The 21,394-nt window shown below is 56.8% G+C and carries 20 protein-coding genes; 15 read left to right on the forward strand and 5 right to left on the reverse strand.

The features are described from left to right. The first annotated feature begins 160 nt into the window (after positions 1 to 160). The 15 genes from ACR0LH_RS04350 to pdeM all read left to right on the forward strand — a co-directional run bounded on the left by ACR0LH_RS04350 (position 161) and on the right by pdeM (position 15,413). Entirely contained in the window at positions 161 to 367 is a 207-nt protein-coding gene (locus ACR0LH_RS04350) for a Flp family type IVb pilin (protein ID WP_480719802.1), read from the forward strand. Positions 368 to 456: 89 nt separating this feature from the next. Then, a complete protein-coding gene (locus ACR0LH_RS04355) occupies positions 457 to 657 on the forward strand; it encodes a hypothetical protein (RefSeq protein ID WP_170565595.1) in 201 nt (66 codons plus the stop codon). A gap of 156 nt (positions 658 to 813) precedes the next feature. After that, on the forward strand, positions 814 to 1,689 hold the full coding sequence (gene cpaB, locus ACR0LH_RS04360) for a Flp pilus assembly protein CpaB (RefSeq protein WP_170804653.1): 876 nt from the start codon (positions 814 to 816) through the stop codon (positions 1,687 to 1,689). A gap of 191 nt (positions 1,690 to 1,880) precedes the next feature. Next, a complete protein-coding gene (locus ACR0LH_RS04365) occupies positions 1,881 to 3,287 on the forward strand; it encodes a type II and III secretion system protein family protein (protein ID WP_480719803.1) in 1,407 nt (468 codons plus the stop codon). A gap of 17 nt (positions 3,288 to 3,304) precedes the next feature. Further along, positions 3,305 to 3,928 (forward strand): OmpA family protein, encoded by a 624-nt coding sequence (locus ACR0LH_RS04370; RefSeq protein WP_170484546.1) that lies wholly within the window; start codon positions 3,305 to 3,307, stop codon positions 3,926 to 3,928. Positions 3,929 to 4,125: 197 nt separating this feature from the next. Continuing rightward, positions 4,126 to 5,361: an AAA family ATPase gene (locus ACR0LH_RS04375; RefSeq protein ID WP_170565601.1), complete on the forward strand. Its 1,236-nt coding sequence runs from the start codon at positions 4,126 to 4,128 to the stop codon at positions 5,359 to 5,361. 25 nt (positions 5,362 to 5,386) lie between these two features. Then, positions 5,387 to 6,832: a TadA family conjugal transfer-associated ATPase gene (locus tag ACR0LH_RS04380; protein WP_480719804.1), complete on the forward strand. Its 1,446-nt coding sequence runs from the start codon at positions 5,387 to 5,389 to the stop codon at positions 6,830 to 6,832. Between the two features lie 12 nt (positions 6,833 to 6,844). Further along, positions 6,845 to 7,813: a type II secretion system F family protein gene (locus ACR0LH_RS04385; protein WP_170484540.1), complete on the forward strand. Its 969-nt coding sequence runs from the start codon at positions 6,845 to 6,847 to the stop codon at positions 7,811 to 7,813. Positions 7,814 to 7,823: 10 nt separating this feature from the next. Continuing rightward, positions 7,824 to 8,816 carry a type II secretion system F family protein gene (locus ACR0LH_RS04390; protein WP_480719805.1) on the forward strand — a complete coding sequence of 331 codons (993 nt, stop codon included), beginning with the start codon at positions 7,824 to 7,826 and terminating at the stop codon, positions 8,814 to 8,816. Positions 8,817 to 8,820: 4 nt separating this feature from the next. Beyond that, positions 8,821 to 9,402 (forward strand): tetratricopeptide repeat protein, encoded by a 582-nt coding sequence (locus ACR0LH_RS04395; protein ID WP_480680932.1) that lies wholly within the window; start codon positions 8,821 to 8,823, stop codon positions 9,400 to 9,402. A 28-nt stretch (positions 9,403 to 9,430) separates the two neighbouring features. Continuing rightward, complete coding sequence (locus ACR0LH_RS04400) at positions 9,431 to 10,282, forward strand: tetratricopeptide repeat protein (RefSeq protein ID WP_480719806.1); 852 nt, start codon at positions 9,431 to 9,433, stop codon at positions 10,280 to 10,282. 3 nt (positions 10,283 to 10,285) lie between these two features. Then, entirely contained in the window at positions 10,286 to 10,831 is a 546-nt protein-coding gene (locus tag ACR0LH_RS04405) for a prepilin peptidase (RefSeq protein ID WP_170386296.1), read from the forward strand. Positions 10,832 to 10,949: 118 nt separating this feature from the next. Beyond that, complete coding sequence (locus ACR0LH_RS04410) at positions 10,950 to 12,257, forward strand: ATPase (protein ID WP_170697358.1); 1,308 nt, start codon at positions 10,950 to 10,952, stop codon at positions 12,255 to 12,257. Positions 12,258 to 12,297: 40 nt separating this feature from the next. Beyond that, positions 12,298 to 14,709 (forward strand): ligase-associated DNA damage response DEXH box helicase, encoded by a 2,412-nt coding sequence (locus tag ACR0LH_RS04415; protein ID WP_480719807.1) that lies wholly within the window; start codon positions 12,298 to 12,300, stop codon positions 14,707 to 14,709. Positions 14,710 to 14,750: 41 nt separating this feature from the next. Continuing rightward, positions 14,751 to 15,413, forward strand: a complete 663-nt coding sequence (gene pdeM / locus ACR0LH_RS04420) for a ligase-associated DNA damage response endonuclease PdeM (protein WP_480719808.1) — start codon at positions 14,751 to 14,753, stop codon at positions 15,411 to 15,413. Positions 15,414 to 15,622: 209 nt separating this feature from the next. On the opposite strand, the gene folD is transcribed toward pdeM, so the two are convergent. The 5 genes from folD to ftsH form a co-directional block, all read right to left on the reverse strand. Further along, positions 15,623 to 16,513 (reverse strand): bifunctional methylenetetrahydrofolate dehydrogenase/methenyltetrahydrofolate cyclohydrolase FolD, encoded by an 891-nt coding sequence (gene folD, locus ACR0LH_RS04425; protein WP_480719809.1) that lies wholly within the window; start codon positions 16,511 to 16,513, stop codon positions 15,623 to 15,625. A gap of 47 nt (positions 16,514 to 16,560) precedes the next feature. Next, entirely contained in the window at positions 16,561 to 16,866 is a 306-nt protein-coding gene (locus ACR0LH_RS04430) for a chorismate mutase (protein WP_480719810.1), read from the reverse strand. 58 nt (positions 16,867 to 16,924) lie between these two features. Next, a complete protein-coding gene (locus ACR0LH_RS04435; protein WP_480719811.1) occupies positions 16,925 to 18,601 on the reverse strand; it encodes a formate--tetrahydrofolate ligase in 1,677 nt (558 codons plus the stop codon). 165 nt (positions 18,602 to 18,766) lie between these two features. Further along, positions 18,767 to 19,342, reverse strand: coding sequence for an MOSC domain-containing protein (locus tag ACR0LH_RS04440; protein WP_480719812.1), 576 nt, complete (start codon positions 19,340 to 19,342; stop codon positions 18,767 to 18,769). Positions 19,343 to 19,439: 97 nt separating this feature from the next. After that, on the reverse strand, positions 19,440 to 21,356 hold the full coding sequence (gene ftsH, locus ACR0LH_RS04445) for an ATP-dependent zinc metalloprotease FtsH (protein WP_170484523.1): 1,917 nt from the start codon (positions 21,354 to 21,356) through the stop codon (positions 19,440 to 19,442). Positions 21,357 to 21,394: the final 38 nt, after the last annotated feature.

Consider the following 21,394-nt stretch of genomic DNA (forward strand, 5'->3'; position numbering starts at 1 on the left):
TTAATCTTCGGAGCAAAAAAATTGGTTTTGGCCCAATTCCTGCCACGCACGGCAGTCAAACATAATGCCATACCGAGACGGTCGGGAGCGGACTGAGAGACGAAGCTCTGAAAGACGCCGCGGTTTAATTTACTTTTTGATCCTTTAGGAGGGACGTAACATGATCAAGTTCATCAAGAACTTCCGCAAAGACGAAGACGGCGCTGTAACGGTTGACTGGGTCGTTCTGACCGCAGCCGTAGTTGGCCTGGCAGCCGTTGCATACACTCAGGTTGGTAACGGTACCAACGAACTGGCAAACACTGTTGAGACTTCGCTGAGCAGCGTGACTGTTGCTACTCCGCAGACCGAAATTACTCCGAAGTAATTTAGCGTCTCGCAATTTTCTGAGGGGGCCGCACTCTTATGAGTTGTGGCCCTTTCTTTTTCGCAAAGTGGTGAAACGAAATGTCCAGCATGAATTGGTTTAAAAATTTCGCGGCGTGTGAGGATGGCGCGGTCACTATTGACTGGGTAATGCTCACTGCTGGTCTGGTAGGGTTCGGAACCCTAGTGTTTGTGAATTTCTCAGCCGGGATTCAACACGTGGACACCCAAACCGGAAACGCATTGTCCGAGATGGAAGTTCAGGAGATCGTGTTTGACTACGGCGGCTAGTGCTGAAGTTCGAAAAACGAGAAACAAAATACGCGGACGGGGAAGAAAATTTAAGATTGTCCACCTTTTCGACACAATTGACTTTTAATCAGTAGCTAGGCGACGTCGTATTCCCTACGGCGATCCAATAGAAAACTTGAATGCGAGGGAACGCGCATGCGTGCAGTATTTGGACTTGTCTTAATATTCGGGTTGGCTTTGGCCGGAGGTGCCGTTTACATGGCGCGTGACTACATATCCCAATATCAGGCCCAACTCGCGGCAGAGCGTTTGGCCGCGCAGGAAGCGTTGGCAAATGTCAGCACGGTTGCGACCGTTGGCGTAATTGTTTCCAACCGTTCGCTGAAATACGGTGAACGGCTGGCGCAGGATGACGTGCGCATCGTGCAATGGCCCGAGGATGCAATTCCTGAAGGTACCTTTCTGGCAATGGCGGAATTGTTTCCAGAAGACGGAAAGGGTGACCGTTTTGTCCTGAGAACCATGGAAAAAGACGAGGCGTTGATGGACGTCAAGGTCACCAAGCCCGGCGAGTCCGCCGGCCTGACGTCACGCATTGAAAAAGGAAAGCGCGCATTTGCAATCAGCGTCGACGTCGCGTCGGGTGTGTCAGGGTTCCTGCGTCCCGGTGACAATGTCGATGTTTACTGGACTGGATCGCTGAGCGGTGCGATCGCCGGAAACAGTGGTGAAATCACGCGCCTGATTCAAACAAACATCGAACTGATCGCGGTAGACCAAAAGGCAGGTTCGGACCTGACAGGCGCAACAATCGCCCGCACCGTGACCGTTGCCGCGACGCCGGAACAGATCGCGGCCCTGGCTCAGGCTCAAAACACCGGTCGCCTGTCGCTGGCCCTGGTCGGAGTTCAGGATGAAACGGTGGCAAGCGCGGTTGAAGTAGACCAGAGAAAACTGTTGGGCATCAAAGAATCGGCACCAGCGCAGGTTAAGGTGGAAGAAGAAGTTTGCACCGTGAACACACGGCGTGGAGCTGAGATCGTAAAAACCGTGATTCCCTGCACAAACTGACGTTTTATCAGAGATTTACATGCACGAGCCGCGCAGATCGCGCGGCTCGTGTCGTTTTGGATGTTGCGGATTATCCACATAAGGAAAATTCCAGAAACCATTGATTATTGCAATAAATTCTCAAGTCGCGCAGTGTTAACAGGCATAAGGCACTAGACCTACAACGAGGCGTGATCGGAGAGGCAGGTCACATGAAAATACATTCCTGGATCAGCGCGACCCTTCTCGGGTTGGCGCTAGTAATGAGTTCTGTCGGCGATGCCGCCTGGGCTCAGAATTTGCGCGTGGTTAAGAAGGGTACGGCTGAAACGCTTGATGTCCCGATGAACCGCGCGATTGTCGTAGAGAGTGAGGAACCGTTCGCCGAACTCAGCATTGCCAACGCAGGTATTGCTGATATCTCGTCGCTGTCGGACCGCACTATTTATGTTTTGGGTAAAGCTCCCGGCTTGACCACTCTTACGCTGTTTGACGGGGCCGGCAACTTGCTTGCCAACGTTCGCGTACGCGTTTCTCCGGATGTTTCGGAGTTTAAAGAGCGGTTGCGGCAGATTTTGCCAAGCGAAGTAATCGAAGTACGCACTGCGAATGACGGAATCGTGCTGTCAGGTACTGTTTCCAGCTCGGCAAAACTGGCCCGTGCTCTGGAACTGGCAGAACGTTACGCGCCTGAGCGTGTTTCAAACCTGATGTCGGTTGGCGGCGTTCAGCAGGTCATGCTGAAAGTTCGCTTTGCCGAGATGAGCCGTTCGGTCGCGAAAAGCCTGACTGCATCGCTGGGCTTCGGCGGCAGTGATGTAACGGGTGGTTTCAACACTCTGAACAACGCCGCCTCGCTGGCTAACGCGTTGAACAACAACATTCCCATTCAGCAGACGAACACAGGTGCCATCCTGTTTGGATTTGGCGCGGGTTCGACCCAAGTTCGCTTGCTGCTCGAAGCGCTTGAGGCCAAAGGGCTGGCGCGCAGTCTTGCGGAACCCAACCTGTCTGCCCTGTCCGGGCAAGAAGCTGAGTTCCTGGCTGGTGGCGAAGTTCCAATTCCGGTTCCGGCCGATGACGGTAACATCGCAATCGAGTATCGGGCATTTGGTGTTCAGGTCATCTTTACGCCGCGTGTCGTGGACGGAGATCTGATCAACCTTGAAATGGGTACATCTGTTTCGGCTATCGACGGTAACTCGGACTTTACGATTGCGGGCAACAACGTCCCTTCGTTCATCGCTCGTAGGACCAAGACAACGGTCGAACTGCGTGACGGCGAAAGCTTTGCCATCGCGGGTCTGATTCAAGACGACTTCGCGGACCTGAACAATCAGGTGCCATGGTTGGGTGACGTCCCCGTACTTGGCGCACTGTTCCGCAGTGCCGAGTATCAGCGTCAGCAGACCGAACTGGTCGTCATCGTCACAGCACATCTGGTGTCGCCGACTCGTGGCGAAGCACTTGCACTGCCAACTGATCGGGTCAAACCGCCTAGCGAATTCGACCTGTTCATCAACGGCCGGACCGCAAGAACCGAACGTGTGGGTTCCGGTGGTGCGTCTGAAGTCGCCAAGCAAGACTTCGGTAGCTCATACGGCTACGTGCTGGAATGATTAGGAGGATAGGACCAATGCAGAAGTGGATCATCACACTGGGTCTTTCGGTCGCTGTCGCCGCATGTACGCGTGAGGCCGGATATGAAGTTGACCAAGGCGCGTTCGGGAACGCGACCCTGAACAATTCGCAAGTCATGACTGGCGAATTGACATATGCCCAGATCCTGGGCCGCAGGTTCGCAGCCGAAGTGCCAACGCAGATCAACTTTGCCTTTGACAGTGCGCAGTTGGATGCAGGTGCACAGCGCGTCCTGCTGAGACAGGCCGACTGGATCAAACAGTTCCCCGAAGCGCGTTTCCGCGTTTACGGCCACACGGATGCCGTTGGATCTCAGGCTTATAACCAAAGCCTGGGCCAGCGTCGCGCTGACGCCGCGGTTGCCTTCCTGACACGTCAGGGAATCTCGCGGTCACGCCTGGAAGCTGTTGTTTCGTTTGGTAAAACTCGACCACTGATCAACACACCTGACCGAGATCGCCGTAACCGTCGTACGGTTACAGAGGTTTCGGGCTTTGTGGATCGCGCGCCTCAGCTGCTGGATGGCAAGTACGCAGAAGTCATCTATCGCGAGTATGTCGAGAGCGCGACCAACCTGAGCTACATCACCGACGTAGACGCGACAGACATCGCTGAATAATCTTTTGAATTGGGCGACATCGTCGCCCAATTCCCAACAATTGGTTCTTTTGCGCCTAATTCTTGCCTAAGTTCCAAGCCACATTTTCAACAATTGGGTGAACTGCGACCGGATAAGGTCGCAACAGGGCAACAGCAAGCCTGACCGGACCGACTCGGTTCGCAAGGTTGGCTGCCCTCTCGACGAGGATTGTGTTAATGACAAGCGCCGCAACGCAAGATGACAACACCGCCATTCTGGCCTGCACGATCAGCCGTGATGTCCAGAACTTCGATCTGTTGATCGAAGACATGGAAGCCGCTCTGGGCGAGCGTTGGGGCGATCTGGGTTTTGCCGAAGCGTTGGCGTTTTTTGGCCAACCCGAAGCTGACAATCTGGAATTCGTCGCACTGGCCATCGATGGCGAGGACGAAGACAACCTCACTTTGATGAGTGAGATCATCACACAGGCCAAAGAAAAACTGATCAAGGTTGTTCTGATTGCCGAAGATGTCACGCCAGCCTCTTTGCATAAGCTCTTGCGGAAGGGCGCGGATGAATTTGTCCCCTACCCTCTACCCGAAGGTGAATTGCAGGAAGCGATCGCACGGATGAACAAGCCGGACCCTGTCGTTGTCGCGCAGGAAGCCGCCGTGTCGCTTGCCACCGGCGAATCGAAAGAAGGGGCATTGTTCGTGGTCCACGGCCTGGCCGGTGGCGTCGGATCAACCACGATGGCGGTTAACCTGGCATGGGAGCTGGCCACCATATCGGAAAAAGAGGCGCCCTCTGTCTGTTTGATCGACCTGGATCTGCAATACGGCACCGTTTCGACTTATCTGGACATGCCGCGCCACGAAACCGTCTTTGAAATGCTGTCAGACACAGCGTCGATGGACGACGACGTATTCTCGCAAGCCCTTCAGACGTATGAAGACAAGCTGCAGGTTCTGACGGCTCCTTCCGACATGGTCCCGCTGGACCTGATCACACCCGAGGACATTCAGCGCGTAATTGATACGGCGCGCAAACACTTCGACTACGTGGTGGTCGACATGCCGACGACCGTCGTTCAGTGGTCGGAAACCGTTTTGCAAGCGGCGCACGTGTATTTTGCGTTGATCGAATTGGACATGCGGTCGGCTCAGAACGCTCTGCGCCTGAAGCGCGCTCTGCAAGCCGAGGAGTTACCGTTCAACAAGCTGCGCTTCGCGCTGAACCGAGCGCCTAAGTTCACAGACCTAAACGGCAAAAGCCGGGTCAAGCGCATGGGTGAGAGCCTTGGAATCTCTATCGACCTGCTGTTGCCGGATGGTGGAAAACCCGTAATGCAAAGTGGCGACCACGGTCTGCCGCTGGCCAACTCTGCCGCCAAGAACCCGCTGCGTCGTGAAATTGCGAAGCTTGCGAAATCGCTACACAGCCTGGGCAGCAGCAACGCCGAGGCCGCGTAACATAGTCCCAAAAGGGGGAGCAGTCGTGTTTTCAAGATACAAAAAACAGCCCGAAGCGCAGCCGGTTCAAACAGCCGAAAAAGCGCCTGCCGCAGCACCCGCACCGGTTGCTGACACGGCACCTGCGGCCAATGCCGTCATCCGTCGGCCTTTGAAAAAGAAGGCTGCTGAACCTGCCGCGTCCGACCGGGAACGTAAACGCAAAGAGCGACTCGGTGAAATCAAGATTGAACTGCACCGCGAGCTTCTGGAAAACCTGAACCTTGCGGCCTTGGAAAGCGCGGGCGAGGCGGAACTACGCGCGGAAATCAGTGCGATCGCCAGCGAAGTTCTGGAAACCAAGAACATCGTTCTGAACCGCGAGGACAGATCGCAGCTAAACAAGGAACTGTACGACGAAGTCACAGGCCTCGGCCCCTTGGAGACATTGCTGCAGGACGATACGGTAAACGATATCCTGGTGAACGGACCTCAGCAGATATTTGTTGAACGCTCGGGCAAGCTGGAAATCAGCGACATCACATTCAAAGATGAAAAGCACCTGATGCGGATTATCGACAAGATCGTATCCGCCGTGGGCCGTCGTGTTGATGAATCAAACCCGTATGTTGACGCCCGTCTGGCAGACGGTTCGCGTTTCAACGCAATGGTTCCTCCGATTGCCGTCGATGGCTCTCTGGTTTCCATTCGTAAGTTCAAAAAGGACAAGCTGGGGATTGACGATCTTGTCAATTTCGGCGCGTTCACAGAAGAAATGGCCGCCTATTTGCAGGCTGCTGTTTCAACCAGGCTGAATGTCATCGTCTCAGGCGGTACAGGTTCCGGTAAAACAACGACGCTGAACGCCCTGTCCAGCTTTATCGACGACGCCGAACGCATCCTGACCATCGAGGATACGGCGGAACTTCAGCTGCAGCAGACCCATGTGGGCCGGATGGAAAGCCGCCCGCCGAACGTGGAAGGCAAAGGTGAGGTTAGCCCTCGCGATTGTCTTAAAAACGCTCTGCGTATGCGACCCGACCGCATCATCGTGGGCGAGACACGTGGTGCCGAAGTGATCGACATGCTGCAGGCCATGAACACCGGCCACGACGGGTCGATGACCACGATCCACGCGAACTCGGCGCGGGACGGTATCTCGCGACTTGAAAACATGATCGCGATGGCCGGTATCGAAATGCCGATCAAAGCCGTTCGCAGTCAGATTTCATCCGCTGTGAACCTGATCGTCCAGGCAAGCCGTCTGCAGGACGGTTCGCGCCGGATGACCTCGATCACTGAAATAACCGGCATGGAAGGCGACGTCATCTCCATGCAGGAAATCTTTAAATTTCAACGTGTTGGATTGACTCCAGACAACAAGATCATCGGTCACTTCACCGCAACAGGCGTCCGCAGCCACTATTCGGAACGCTTCCGTTTGTGGGGCTTTGATCTGCCCCCGTCCATCTATGAACCCACGACGATGTAAGGAGACCCTGATATGCAACTGCCTGTAGAGGCTCTTATCTATGTCGTTATCTTCGTCGCCGTACTGGCGCTGGTCGAAGGTATCTACCTTGTGGCTTTTGGCAAGTCCATCAGCCTGAACAGCCGGGTCAACCGTCGTCTCGACATGCTGGACAAAGGCGTTGGGCGGGAACAGGTTCTTGAGCAGCTGCGTAAGGAAATGCAGCAGCACATGAAAACGCAGAGCATCCCGCTCTACTCGTTGTTGGCTGACAAAGCTCAGAAAGCCGCGATTGCGTTCTCGCCTCATCAGTTGATCATGGTGATGGTGCTTGTGTCTGCTTTCGCATTTGTGGGGCTAAGCATCGGCACCGCGACAGAGACGTATCTGCGTGTGGCTATCTCAATCGCCATTGGCGTCGGGGGTGTTTACGCCTGGATAAACCACAAGGCTTCCAAGCGCATGGCGCTGCTTGAAGAACAGCTGCCTGATGCGGTGGAACTGATGGTGCGGTCCCTGCGCGTTGGCAATCCTTTTGTTTCGACGATCCAGATTGTCGCCAACGAAGTCCAAGATCCTCTGGCCACTGAGTTCGGCGTTATTGCTGACGAATGTGCCTACGGGCGCGATGTTGGTGAGGCGCTGAAGGATCTGGCCGAGCGTCTGGATATGCAAGACTTGCGCTTCTTGTCCGTCGCCGTGGGCATCCAGCAACAATCCGGCGGGAACCTTGCCGAGATTCTGGCAGGTCTGGCTCAGGTGATCCGCGCCCGTTTCCGACTGTTCCGTCGCGTCAAGGCAATCACCGCCGAAGCGAAATGGTCAGGCAAATTCCTTTCGGGTTTTCCCGTGTTTTGCCTGCTTTTCATCCTGGTCAAGGATCCGGGGTACTATGACGAAGTTCTGGATCATCCGTGGTTCATTCCGGGGTGCTTCTTTGTTGGCATCATGCTGACGCTGAACCTGATCGTCATGCGCATTCTCACCAACATCAAGGTCTGAGGTAAGCATCATGGAATTCCTGAACCAAATCAACGACCTGCTGAAAGACAACCTGGGTGAATTCGGCCCATTGATCGTCGTCGGCGTGCTGGGGGTCTTTATGATCCTGGTTGCGGTGCCGCTGATGATCAATCAGCCAGAGGATCCTCTGAAAAAATTGCAGCGCTCGAACGCAGCTCCGAAAAAGAGCAAGAAGGAAAAACGCGACAAGCTGCGCACTGCCAGCCGCAACGAGCAGCTTGAAAAATTTGCCACTTTCCTTGAGCCGCAAAACCAGGAGGAGCTTTCGGCCATGCAGCTCAAGCTGCGCCAGGCCGGGTATCACTCAAAAGATGCAGTGCGGTTTTTCCACTTTGCGCAATTCGCACTGGGAATCGTCGGCATCCTGATCGGCGTCATGCTGGTCACCGTTTTCGCCGGCGATCAGGAGTTCACTTCATCGCAGATGGCGACTCGCGTCATTATTCCAGCTGCGGCGGCCTACTATCTGCCGCGATACTGGGTTACCCGGCGCGTTGCCGAACGGGAAGAAGCGATTATCGCCGGGTTCCCGGATACTCTGGACTTGATGTTGGTCTGTGTTGAGGCAGGGCAATCACTGGATCAGGCTATTGTTCGGGTCGCAGCAGAAATGAAAGCCTCGTACCCAGACATCGCGCAGGAATTCGAGGTTGTTGCGTATGAACTCAAGGCTGGTAAGGACAAGGATACGGTTCTCCGTGACTTTGGAACCCGCTGCGGCGCACAGGATGTCAATTCGTTCGTAACCGTGATGATTCAGTCCGCAACATTCGGGACGTCCATCGCCGAAGCTCTGCGGGTTTATGCCAGCGAAATGCGAGATAAACGCGTGATGCGCGCTGAGGAAGCCGCTAACAAGTTGCCAACGAAAATGACACTTGCCACAATGATGCTGACGGTGCCGCCGTTGCTGGTCATTCTGGTCGGACCTTCGGCAAAAGGCATCGCCGATTTCGCAGGTGGCAACGCAGGGGGCGTATAACCCTATGATACCAATAAGCAGGCGTGTCCGTATCGGGATTCGCCGCGCATTTCAGGCCGCTATGGTGTTCACCATGGTGGCCTCTTGCACGGAAACCAGCCTTTCGGATCAGCTGGACCCTCCGGGAATCGACCCGAACGGGCAGGTCGAAGATCCCCTGGTTGTTGGAAACCGTCTGTTGGTGGCCGGAGAATACGACTTGGCGCTGGATTCATTTGCGCGCGCCGCACTGGATCAGGGCATGACACCGGAAATAATGGCGGGCATGGGCACCGCAAACCTTGGCCTTCGACAACTAGGACCAGCCGAAACCCTGCTTCGCCGGGCCGTCGCGGACCAACCTGAATGGCCTGTGGCCTGGAACAATCTAGGCGTTATCCTTGTTGAGAAAGGCGAATACCCAGAGGCCGCGCAAGTTTTCCGACGCGCCTTCGCCTTGGACAATGGCGAAAGTGACGCAATTCGCGACAATCTTCGCTTAGCCCTCGCAAAAATGGAAAATCCCGTTAATACTACACCAGAAGAACAAGAATACACGCTGGAGCAACAAGGCGACGGGCAATTCAAGCTGCGCAAGCTCCGGTAACATAGGCAAGAGCAGTAAGGGACGCAAAATGCGCCAACAATTCTTGATTCCGGCAATGGTTGTCTGCGGGCTGACCCTGACTGCCTGCGCCAAAGAAACCGAGGAAGAAAAGGTCGAAAAGACGTATCAAGAAGTGAACGTCATCGACGAAACAAACCTGAACGAAGTTCTGCTGACCGCGGCCGACCCGAATGAGGCCGTCACCTATTTCCAGGGCGCAGCGGCCAAGAACCCGGGCCGGATCGACCTTCAGCGGGGGCTGGCAATTTCCCTGTCTCGCGCCAAACGCACCACCGAAGCAGCCGCAGCATGGAAAAAAGTGACGACCATGAAGGGGGCTGGGAACGTCGATAAGATCGAGTATGCCGACGCCCTCGTGCGGTCCGGCGACTGGAATCAGGCAAAGGTCGTTCTGGACTCGATCCCTCCGACTTACGAAAGCTTCAAACGCTATCGCCTTGAGGCCGTCGTTGCCGATTCCAAAAAAGACTGGAAGCGCGCGGATCATTTTTATGAAACAGCGGTCGGCCTTACGACACGTCCCGGCGGCGTCATGAACAACTGGGGTTACTCCAAGTTGTCCCGCGGCGAATACGAAGAAGCCGAGCGCCTGTTCACCGAAGCTATCCGCCAGGATAAGTCCCTGTTCACGGCGAAGAACAATCTCGTACTGGCACGGGCTGCTCAAGGCAACTACAGCATGCCGGTCGTGCCCTTGACGCAGGTCGAACGCGCCATGCTTTTGAATACAATGGGCATTTCTGCGGTCAAGCAAGGTGATGTGACCACGGCCAAGAACCTGTTCCGCGAGGCGATCGCCACGCATCCTCAGCATTTTGAAGAAGCCGTGCGCTCGCTGCGTGCGCTTGAGGAAGCCTGATTCATGACCATTCCCGCTTTGGCAGCGGGCTGGTTTTTGCCGTTCGTTCTGCCGATCTGCTTTTACGTTGCCTATACGGATATGCGCGACATGCTGATCAAGAACCACGCGGTCATCGCACTGGCCTTGGTTTTTGTAGTTGTGGGTCTATTCGTACTCCCCCCTTGGTCAACAGATTGGACCATGGGGCGTGTTGGTCCATTCACCGTCTCGTTGCCCCCTTATCTTTGGCAATTGCTGCATATCGTCGTGGTGCTGGTTTTGGGCATTTTGCTGAATGCCGCTGGCGTCATGGGGGCCGGAGACGCCAAATTTCTGGCCTCTGCGTCAGCATTCGTGTGGGCGGGTGATTACATGGCGATGGCGATGATCCTGATGTCCACGACGCTTGCCGCATTTGTGACCCACAGGTTGGCCAAGAACACCGCCCTAAGAGCAATCGCACCGGATTGGGAAAGCTGGAACAGGCCCAAGCAATTCCCCATGGGCTTTTCGCTCGGCGGAAGTCTGGCCATCTACCTGATACTAGGAACTGTTTACGGGTCGTAAACTATCATCAGCCCGCCTTTTCCCTGCCTTGGTGATGACACAAAGCGGGGCTAGATTTTTCGCAAGCGGCCCAGCAATGGGCATGCGGCGTGAATACTGGATAAGACGGGCGACGCTCATGAATATGCAGACGACTTCGGTAATGGCCCCCCCCACCCCAAAGGGGTTGGGAGAGATGCAGCTACCCATCGTCATGATGCGGGACATTCTGCTGAAGACGATTTTTCGCAAGAACGTTGATACCGTGTCCGAGGTGGCAGAAGCCATTTGCCTGCCCGGATCGGTGACCCAGGAACTGATCGACATTGCGCGCGAACAGAAATTGCTTGAGGCTACCGGCACGCTGAACGCCAACAGCGGCAATGAAATGGGCTATCAGCTGACCGACGCGGGCAAGGCGCGTGCGTTGGACGCGCTCAGCCAGTCCGAGTATTTCGGGGCCATGCCTGTGCCGCTGGATGTCTATCGAGAGCAGGTCAAGCGCCAGTCCATCCGCAACATTCAAGTCACCCGTGACCAGCTCACCGGGGCGATGGGGCATCTGGTTTTGCCCGACAGCCTTCTTGACCATCTCGGCCCCGCCGTCAGCGCGGGCCGGTCCATCCTGATGTATGGTCCTCCGGGCAATGGTAAGTCTTCGATTTCAAACGGGATTCGGGATGCGCTTGGGGACAACGTCTACGTTCCCCGCGCCATCGAATATGCCGGGCAGGTTATCACGGTTTATGACCCGATCGTTCACACCGCGATCGAGCAGGAAGCGGACGACCCCAACAGCCTGCGCCGTCGCAAACGGTTCGACTCACGCTATGTACAATGTGAACGCCCAACCGTGGTTACAGGGGGTGAGCTTTCGCTCAACATGCTGGACTTGGTTTATAACCCAACCGCGCGGACGTATCAGGCTCCGCTGCAGTTGAAATCGACCGGTGGCATCTTCATCGTGGATGACCTTGGCCGTCAGCAGGAACCGCCGCAGGCGTTGATCAACCGTTGGATTGTTCCGCTGGAGGAAAGCAAAGACATCCTCGGGCTGCAGTCCGGTGAAAAGTTCGAGGTTCCCTTTGACACGCTGGTCATTTTCTCGACCAACTTCCACCCGAACGAAATCTTCGACCAAGCGGCCCTGCGCCGGATCTTCTTCAAGATCAAGATTGACGGTCCGAACCAAGAGAACTTCCTGAAAATCTTCGCGATGGTCGCCCGCAAACGTGGCATGCCGTTGGACGAAGCCGCTCTGGTTCATTTGCTGAAGGTCAAGTACCCGACCATCAACAATATCTACGCGAACTACCAACCCATCTTCCTGATCGACCAGATGATCTCGATCTGCGAATTCGAGGGCATCCCCTATCAGATGAGCCCCGACCTGATTGATCGCGCCTGGGCCAACATGTTCGTCAAGGACGAACAGATCGTCAAATAACGCCGTGCCATTTCCGTGACGGGCCGGGTAGTCTGCGACTATGACGCAGATTCCCGCCCGGATCACCGACTGGTTTACCGCCAAAGGCTGGTTCATCCATCCACATCAGCAAGAGATGTTCGACCGCGCCCAAGACCCGGCTGCGTTGCTCATCGCGCCTACGGGTGGCGGTAAAACGATGGCCGGGTTCTTGCCCACCCTGTCCGATCTCGCCACTGGGGATCACACCGGGTTGCACACGATCTACGTCTCGCCACTCAAGGCATTGGCAGCAGACATTCGCCGCAACCTGCGCGGACCGGCTGATGAGATCGGCCTGCCTATCCGTATCGAAGATCGCACAGGCGACACATCGGCCACGCAGAAAAAGCGTCAACGCGTCGACCCTCCGCATATTCTGCTCACTACACCTGAAAGCCTCGCCCTTTTGACCTCATACGGCGATGCGCCGAGGATGTTCAAAGGTGTTCAAAGGGTCATCGTTGACGAAATCCACGCACTGGCCGAAAGCAAACGCGGAGATCAACTGATGTTGGCCTTGGCGCATTTGCAAAGTATCTGCCCCGATCTGCGCCGTGTGGGTCTGTCTGCAACGGTCGAAGACCCAGAGGCTATTGCACGCTTTCTGGCCCGCCACCCGGATCCCTGCCCTGTCGTTCAGGCCGACCCCGGGCCTGACCCCGATATCCGGATGCTTGAAACGCAAGAGATGCCTCCTTGGTCAGGCGGCGGCGCGGCCTATTCCATCCCGGCCGTGTTGGAGCAGATCAAACAACACAAGACGACGCTGATCTTTCACAACACGCGCGCACAGGCCGAGATTTTCTTTCACAACCTGTGGCTGGCCAACGAAGACGCCTTGCCGATTGGCATTCACCACGGCAGCCTTGATCGGCAACAGCGTGAACGGGTCGAGGCCGCCATGATACGCGGCGATCTGCGAGCGATTGTCTGTACCGGAAGCTTGGACTTGGGGATCGACTGGGGCGATGTCGATCTGGTGATCCAAATCGGAGCCCCCAAGAACGTCAAGCGGCTGGTGCAACGGATCGGGCGCGCCAATCACCGCTACAACGCCCCCTCCAAGGCTTTGCTTGTCCCGGCGAACAGGTTTGAGGTGGTAGAATGCGTCGCCGCTCTTGAAGCTGCCAAGGCGAATGATCTGGACGGTGAGCCACGCGGAGCTGGCCCTCGGGACGTATTGTGTCAGCATATTCTGATAGCCGCAGCCTCTGGCCCGTTCGACGCCGATGCACTGTTCACCGAATTGGCCGCCGCCGGACCATACGCGCACCTTCGCCGCGCAGAGTTCGACGCATGTCTAGAGTTCTGCGCCACGGGCGGCTACGCCTTGCGCGCCTATGACCGTTGGCAGCGGCTGCAGCAAAGACCCGACGGGCGCTGGCAGCTTCGCGACCCACGTGCAGCCCAGCGTATTCGTATGAATCTGGGCACAATTCAGGATTCCGACACGCTGAAAGTGCGCCTCAAGCGTAACCGGGGCGGCAAACCGTTGGGGGAAGTAGAAGAAGCCTTTGCCGCCTCGCTAACACCCGGAGATACCTTCCTGATCGGCGGTCAGATCGTGCGGTATGAAGGGTTGCGCGAAATGACGGTCGAGGTGAGCCGCCGCGCGGACCGAAAACCAAAGATCGCCACGTTTTCCGGAACCAAGTTTGCCACATCCACGCAGTTGAGCGACCGTATCCTGCGCATGTTTGCCCAAGACGAATGGCCGCAGCTCCCTTCTCATACGGCGGATTGGCTGGCCTTGCAGCGGCAAATCTCTCGGCTTCCACAACGCGACCGCCTGCTGATCGAGAGTTTTCCCAATGAAGGGCGTCAGCATCTTTGCGTCTATGGCTTTGCGGGTCGAAATGCGCAGCAAACGTTGGGTCTGCTGCTGACAAAACGGATGGAAGAAACCGGGCTTGCCCCCTTGGGCTTTGTAGCCACTGATTATGCGACCCTGATCTGGGGGCTGGACGCCGTAACTGACCCCCGCCCCTTGTTCCAACTGGACGCGCTGCGCGAAGGGGTGGACACTTGGCTGGCTGGCAATGCCGTAATGAAACGAACCTTCCGAGCGTCGGCCACGATTGCCGGTCTGATTGAACGCAATACTGGCGGTCAGCGCAAAAGCGGACGGCAGGCGACGTTCTCATCGGACATATTGTACGACACGCTGCTGAAATACGATCCCGACCACCTTTTGATGCAGATCACACGAGAGGAGGCGATGCGCGGGCTGGTCGATTTCGGGCGGATCGAAGCGATGATCGAACGCATTGGCGATCGTATCGACCTTATACGGCTGGAACGGGTTTCGCCGCTTGCCGCCCCACTGTTTCTTGAGGTTGGAAAAGTGCCCGTCAAAGGGGCTGCAGAGGAACGATTGCTGCAAGAAGAAAGTGACCGGCTGCTGCAGACCGCAGGCTTGGAGCCGATGTAATCCCTCTTGCGCTGCGCGTCGAAAACCGCAAAGAACGTTCCATGAACGAATTGACGTTTTCCTTTGCCGGTCAAAACCTGTGCGCAATGGGATCGGGTGCGTTGTGGTGGCCAGAACAGCGCCTTCTCTGCGTTTCCGATCTGCATCTTGGTAAGTCCGAACGGATTGCGCGTCGTGGAGGCCCGTACCTGCCACCCTATGAAAGCCAGGACACCCTAGCCCGGTTGTCGGCGGATATTTCACAGACCGGCGCCGAGACCGTTATCTGTCTGGGCGACAGCTTTGACGATTTGGATGCGCTGAGCGGTCTGGACGCAGCAGACACGATGCAAATCTCAACGCTTCAGGCCGGACGCCGGTGGATATGGATCGAAGGGAACCATGACCCCGGCCCGGTCAACCTTGGCGGAGCGCATCTGTCCGATTACGTGCTTGGCTTGGTGACTTTCCGGCACATCGCCCAACCAGACTCACAGGCCGAAATCTCAGGCCATTACCATCCCAAGGCGCGGCTTCGGGTCAAAGGGCGATCAATAACGCGCCCGGCCTTTTTGTTCGACAGCAAGCGCCTCATCCTGCCCGCTTATGGAACCTATACAGGCGGCCTTTACAGTTCCGACGTGGTTTTGGATGATTTAATGGACAACAATGCGATGGCTATTTTGACGGGCGATCACCCGCAGATGGTCCCGATGCCGCGATAGCTGTCCGCACCGCGTACCCCCTTCGGTATTAATCTCTGCCATCTTGCGTTTCAGTGCCCCAGACAGCGCCATCTACCACTGAAACCAGAGAGGAATACCCGATGTAACTGGCCGCGCCCACAGGTCTATCTCTTAGACGAAGCAAACGGGCCGAAACGCAGTAAACGCTTCGGCCCGAAAACTCATCCAGCAACTGATAGATACGCAGCTCAGGCCGTCAAACCCTCAGGCTCTGGCAGGCTGTTGGCACGGCAGCAGGCAGTCAGCGTATTGGCCAGCAGGCACGCAATCGTCATCGGGCCAACACCACCCGGAACCGGAGTGATCGCGCCCGCGCGCTCGGCGGCGCTGGCATAGTCCACGTCACCGACCAGCTTGTTCTTGCCGTCACGCTCAATCCGGTTGATGCCCACATCGATGACGGTCGCGCCTTCCTTGATCCAGTCGCCCGGCACCATCTCGGGGCGACCAACAGCGGCGACGACGATGTCGGCGCGGCGAACGACGTCCGGCAAGTCCTTTGTTCGGCTATGCGCAATGGTCACGGTGCAGCTATCGCCAAGAAGCAATTGCGCCATCGGTTTGCCCACAATGTTGGAACGGCCAATCACGACCGCATCCATGCCCGACAGCGAACCGTGATAGTCGCGCAGCATCATCAGGCAGCCCAGCGGCGTACAGGGCACCATCGACTTCTGACCCGTGCCCAGCAGACCTACGTTCGAGATATGGAACCCATCCACATCCTTGGCCGGGTCAATCGAATTGATCACAAGGTCTTCGTTCAGGTGCTTGGGCAGCGGAAGCTGGACCAGAATACCGTGGACGGCCGGATCATTGTTCAGCTTGCCAATCAGCGCCAGCAGGTCTTCTTCCGAGGTCTCGACGTCCAGCTTATGCTCATACGAGTTCATGCCGACCTCGACAGTCTGCTTGCCTTTCGAGCGGACATAAACCTGGCTGGCCGGGTCTTCGCCCACCAGAACCACGGCCAGACCGGGCGTAATGCCGTTTTCCTCTTTCAGCTTTGCGACCTGATCGGCCACCTGCGCGCGGACCTTTGCCGCAAACGCCTTACCGTCAATAACCTGGGCTACCATCCTGTCATCCCTTCCTTGAAAACGGATCGGGCGCTTGAAACGCCCGGTCAGTCAGCGCCGAGAACACGTTCCTCACGTGCAATCGACCAATCTATCAATATGCGCCACATCTGCTCGGCCAGATCCGGGTCCATGCCCAGATCATCCGAGCTTGCACGCACACGCTGAACCACGTCTTCGACACGATCCGGAATGCGAGCGGGCAGTCCTTCGGCCGGTTTCAGTTGCGCAGCGCGATCGATATACCCCGCGCGCATCACCAACATCTCGATCAGTTGGAAGTCCAGCTTGTCGATCTGAATCCGCAGTTCCTGCATCGAATGACAGTCTTGCGGCGGTGTCAGAGTGGGCATGTTCGTCTCCTCATGGCCCGGGGATGTTCCCGGACCACGAGATGTCTCATTTGGGGGCTTAGAACAAGCCCTCGATCTCACCTGCGTCGTTAAGACAGATGGTTTCGGCGGCCGGTTTGCGGGGCAGACCGGGCATGGTCATGATCTCACCGCAGACTACCACGATAAAGCCAGCACCGGCGGACAGGCGGACCTCACGCACAGGGACCGAGTGGCCGTTGGGCGCGCCGCGCAGCGTCGGGTCGGTCGAGAACGAGTATTGCGTTTTCGCCATGCAGACCGGCAGGTTGCCGTAGCCTGCGTCTTCCCAATCGCGAAGCTGGTTGCGAATCTTGTTGTCGGCCAGAACCTCGTCCGCGCGATAGATGCGCTTGGCGATGGTTTCGATCTTCTCGAACAGAGGCATCTCATCAGGGTAGATCGGCGCAAAGTTTGCGGAACCACCTTCGACGATTTCAACAACTCTTTCGGCCAGTGGCGCGGAACCTTCCGAACCAAGCTCCCAGTGACGCGACAGGATCGCCTCGACACCATGCTCGCCGCAATAGTCTTTCACGGCCTGAACCTCGGCATCCGTGTCGGTGACGAAATGGTTGATTGCGACGACGACTGGAACACCGAACGACTTAACGTTTTCGATGTGACGGCCCAGGTTGGCGCACCCGGACTGAACGGCGTCAACGTTTTCGGCACCCAGATCGGCCTTGGCCACGCCGCCGTTCATCTTCATCGCGCGCACCGTGGCGACCAGCACCACTGCTGACGGCGCGATGCCTGCCTTGCGGCACTTGATGTTCATGAACTTCTCGGCACCCAGGTCAGCACCAAATCCGGCTTCGGTCACGACATAGTCGGCAACTTTCAGAGCGGTCTTGGTCGCAATGACCGAGTTACAGCCGTGTGCGATGTTTGCAAACGGACCGCCGTGAACAAAGGCCGGGTTGTTTTCCAGCGTCTGCACCAGGTTCGGCTGCATCGCGTCTTTCAGCAGAACGGTCATTGCGCCTTCGGCTTTGATGTCGCGGCAGTAGACCGGGGTCTTGTCGCGGCGATAGGCCACAATGATATCGCCCAGACGCTGTTCCAGGTCTTTCAGGTCGTTGGCCAGACACAGGATCGCCATAACCTCAGAGGCCACGGTGATGTCAAAACCAGCCTCACGCGGGAAACCGTTCGACACGCCGCCCAGCGAGGCAGTGATCTGACGCAGCGCGCGATCGTTCATGTCAACAACGCGACGCCATGCAACGCGACGGATGTCGATGTCGCATTCGTTGCCCCAGTAGATGTGGTTGTCGATCATTGCCGACAACAGCGAGTGGGCCGAGGTGATGGCGTGGAAGTCGCCAGTGAAGTGCAGGTTCATTTCCTCCATCGGAACAACCTGAGCGTAACCACCACCCGCGGCACCCCCCTTCATGCCAAAGTTCGGGCCAAGCGAGGCTTCGCGAATACAGATCATCGCGTTCTTGCCGATGCGGTTCAGACCGTCGCCGAGACCAACGGTAGTGGTGGTCTTGCCCTCACCCGCAGGGGTCGGGTTGATCGCGGTGACAAGGATCAGCTTGCCATCCTCGCGGTCCTGGACCGAGTTGATGAAGTCCTGGCTGACCTTTGCCTTGTCGTGACCATAGGGCAGCAGATCGTCACTGGAGATGCCCAGCTTGGCGCCGATTTCCTGGATCGGCTTTTTGTTCGCTTCGCGAGCGATTTCGATGTCGGATTTATAGCTCATTGGGCAAGATCCCTGATTGAATGCCGTGCAAACCAGCACAAAAAGGCCGGTGCTGCTCAATCCATACCGTTGTGTACCAAGTAAATGGATATGGATTCCGACATAATCGCGCCGCGAAACGGCGTAGCGTCAACCTTACAGCGTTCAATCGGAAACGCCCGGCGTTTATGGTGCCCATGATCGCTGATCGGGAACAAACAGCTTCAACTTTTCGCCAAGGTTCAGTTTTCCCGGCCTTTCCACCCACGCGGTGACGCCGCGACGCCCTTCTGCGGCGGGTTTGAACGCGGCTCCATGTCCCGGAAGATCAGATTCGATTTCGCGCCCCGGAATGACGCAGGGGCGATTCTCCATGTCCACAGTGATCGTTGCGCCGTCTGGCCCCTGCAGGCGCGAGGATGGAGGGATATGCGTGAAGTCCGGAATGCCACGCAGCAAGATGCTGACCCCAAGAAAACTCGGGTCCAGATTCTTCAACCCCATCTCTGCCGCCGTTGCGTCCATTTCTTCGGCAGAAAGCACTGAAAGCTGGCGCACATTGCGGATTTCGGTCCCCTGCGGGTAAAGGTTTTTGACCCGCACACACGAGGCCCGATTGACGCCTTCGTGCCGAGCACCCGAATCGCCGGAAAAATCCAGTTGCAAAGACCCAACCGCCTGAGCGCGGATCGAGTCGCCGGCGGGGACGTGACCCAGCCAAACCACCTCTGCCGTGAAATTTGTTTCGCGCAGGACCGGCATGATCTCTCCTTCCACATCTCAGGTTTCTAAGTGGCAATAGAGTTCACACAGCGTGGTTTGAAAAGAAAAAAGACCCGGAAGAACCCGGGTCTTTTCGTTATGCTGTCGGTTCCGGCTCCATCCCGCCATCGGGCGGAGATTTCTTGACCTTCGTTTTCGGAATGGCGGTAACGCTTGGCGCGTTGCCCTCATCGGGGCTGCCGCCTTCGTCGTCACCTTCGGTCGGTGAATCACCGTTCATGACACGTTTGATTTCGTCGCCCGTCAGAGTTTCATACTCCAGCAGACCCTGCGCCAGACGCTCCCATTCCTCGTTCTGATCCGTCAGAATTTGGTGGGCGCGCTCATAACCCTGCTGGATCAGGCGCTTTACCTCTTCTTCGATCAGTTCCTTGGTGTGGGCCGAGACCGAGAAACCAGCGGTGTTGCCCTGATACCCTTCGTGCGCTTCGGCATAGTCGATATTGCCGACCTTGTCCGACATGCCCCAGCGCATCACCATGGCGCGGGCCAACTGGCTGGCCTGCATGATGTCACCGGCCGGGCCGTTCGACACATGATCCTCACCGTATTTGATCACCTCAGCAGCTTTACCTGCCATTGTCATGGCCAGCTTCTGCTCACACTCATCACGGTGATAGTTCAGGCGGTCCATTTCCGGCAGTGACACAACCATACCCAGCGCACCACCGCGCGGAATGATTGTCGCTTTGTAGACAGGATCACACAACGGAAGGGTCAGACCAACCACGGCGTGCCCGGCCTCGTGATAGGCGGTCTTTTCCTTCTGGTCCTGAGTCAGCACCATCGAACGGCGCTCGGCCCCCATCATCACCTTGTCCTTGGCGTTCTCAAAGTCTTCCATGGTGACGAAACGACGACCAACACGCGCCGCCATCAGCGCGGCCTCGTTCACGAGGTTCGCCAGATCAGCACCCGAGAACCCAGGCGTCCCGCGCGCAATGATGCGCAGATCGACATCGGGGCCCAAAGGCGTCTTGCGCGCGTGCACGCCCAGGATTTTCTCGCGCCCTTTGATGTCGGGGTTACCGACAGTCACGTTACGGTCAAACCGGCCCGGACGCAGCAGAGCTGGGTCCAGAACGTCCTTACGGTTGGTGGCCGCCAGAATGATGACGCCTTCATTGGCCTCGAACCCGTCCATCTCGACCAGCAACTGGTTGAGGGTCTGTTCGCGTTCATCATTGCCGCCGCCATACCCGGCGCCACGGTGGCGACCCACGGCGTCGATCTCGTCGATGAACACGATACATGGCGCATTCTTCTTGGCTTGCTCAAACATGTCGCGCACACGGGATGCACCCACACCGACGAACATCTCAACAAAGTCCGAACCCGAGATGGTGAAGAACGGCACACCCGCCTCACCCGCGATCGCACGCGCCAACAGCGTTTTACCCGTACCCGGAGGGCCAACCAGCAGCGCACCTTTCGGAATCTTGCCACCCAAGCGGCTGAATTTCTGCGGGTTGCGCAGGAATTCCACGATCTCTTCCAGTTCTTCCTTGGCCTCGTCGATGCCAGCCACATCGTCAAAGGTCACACGGCCATGCTTTTCAGTCAGCATCTTCGCCTTGGACTTGCCAAAGCCCATCGCGCCGCCTTTGCCGCCGCCTTGCATCCGGTTCATGAAATAAACCCAGACACCGATCAGCAGCAGGAAGGGCAGCAAGGTGATCAGGAACGATTGAAAACCGGACTGTTGCTGTTTTTCAGCGCGCACCGGAATGTTTTCGTCGATCAACAGCTTGGTGACTTCGGCGTCACCCGGTTTGATCGTCACATAATTTGCGCCGCTTTGAGTGGTATAGCGAATCTGCTCACCATCCAGCGTCACATTCTTGACCTCGCCGCCTTCAACAGCGGTCACGAAATCGGAATAGGTTCTTTCATTGCTCTGAAGCGTTCCGCCTGGTCCGCTGAACAAATTGAACAGTGCAAGGATCAGCAGAAACAGAACGACCCAGAAGGCGATGTTACGAGCGTTGCCCAAGAAAAATCTCCCAAAAGATTTCGGCAGGTGGGGGTCTA

Source organism: Ruegeria sp. CL6 (assembly GCF_056536465.1).

What these genes read in the sequence shown, in the direction of transcription:
- ACR0LH_RS04365 (WP_480719803.1), top strand. Translation starts at nt 1,881, where the DNA reads ATGAAAATACATTCCTGGATCAGCGCGACCCTTCTCGGGTTGGCGCTA.
- ACR0LH_RS04435 (WP_480719811.1), bottom strand. Translation starts at nt 18,601, where the DNA reads ATGAGCTATAAATCCGACATCGAAATCGCTCGCGAAGCGAACAAAAAG.
- ACR0LH_RS04355 (WP_170565595.1), top strand. Translation starts at nt 457, where the DNA reads ATGAATTGGTTTAAAAATTTCGCGGCGTGTGAGGATGGCGCGGTCACT.
- ACR0LH_RS04390 (WP_480719805.1), top strand. Translation starts at nt 7,824, where the DNA reads ATGGAATTCCTGAACCAAATCAACGACCTGCTGAAAGACAACCTGGGT.
- ACR0LH_RS04410 (WP_170697358.1), top strand. Translation starts at nt 10,950, where the DNA reads ATGAATATGCAGACGACTTCGGTAATGGCCCCCCCCACCCCAAAGGGG.
- ACR0LH_RS04430 (WP_480719810.1), bottom strand. Translation starts at nt 16,866, where the DNA reads ATGCCCACTCTGACACCGCCGCAAGACTGTCATTCGATGCAGGAACTG.
- ACR0LH_RS04405 (WP_170386296.1), top strand. Translation starts at nt 10,286, where the DNA reads ATGACCATTCCCGCTTTGGCAGCGGGCTGGTTTTTGCCGTTCGTTCTG.
- ACR0LH_RS04415 (WP_480719807.1), top strand. Translation starts at nt 12,298, where the DNA reads ATGACGCAGATTCCCGCCCGGATCACCGACTGGTTTACCGCCAAAGGC.
- folD (WP_480719809.1), bottom strand. Translation starts at nt 16,513, where the DNA reads ATGGTAGCCCAGGTTATTGACGGTAAGGCGTTTGCGGCAAAGGTCCGC.
- ACR0LH_RS04440 (WP_480719812.1), bottom strand. Translation starts at nt 19,342, where the DNA reads ATGCCGGTCCTGCGCGAAACAAATTTCACGGCAGAGGTGGTTTGGCTG.
- ACR0LH_RS04400 (WP_480719806.1), top strand. Translation starts at nt 9,431, where the DNA reads ATGCGCCAACAATTCTTGATTCCGGCAATGGTTGTCTGCGGGCTGACC.
- ACR0LH_RS04395 (WP_480680932.1), top strand. Translation starts at nt 8,821, where the DNA reads ATGATACCAATAAGCAGGCGTGTCCGTATCGGGATTCGCCGCGCATTT.
- pdeM (WP_480719808.1), top strand. Translation starts at nt 14,751, where the DNA reads ATGAACGAATTGACGTTTTCCTTTGCCGGTCAAAACCTGTGCGCAATG.
- ACR0LH_RS04385 (WP_170484540.1), top strand. Translation starts at nt 6,845, where the DNA reads ATGCAACTGCCTGTAGAGGCTCTTATCTATGTCGTTATCTTCGTCGCC.
- ACR0LH_RS04375 (WP_170565601.1), top strand. Translation starts at nt 4,126, where the DNA reads ATGACAAGCGCCGCAACGCAAGATGACAACACCGCCATTCTGGCCTGC.
- ACR0LH_RS04370 (WP_170484546.1), top strand. Translation starts at nt 3,305, where the DNA reads ATGCAGAAGTGGATCATCACACTGGGTCTTTCGGTCGCTGTCGCCGCA.
- cpaB (WP_170804653.1), top strand. Translation starts at nt 814, where the DNA reads ATGCGTGCAGTATTTGGACTTGTCTTAATATTCGGGTTGGCTTTGGCC.
- ACR0LH_RS04350 (WP_480719802.1), top strand. Translation starts at nt 161, where the DNA reads ATGATCAAGTTCATCAAGAACTTCCGCAAAGACGAAGACGGCGCTGTA.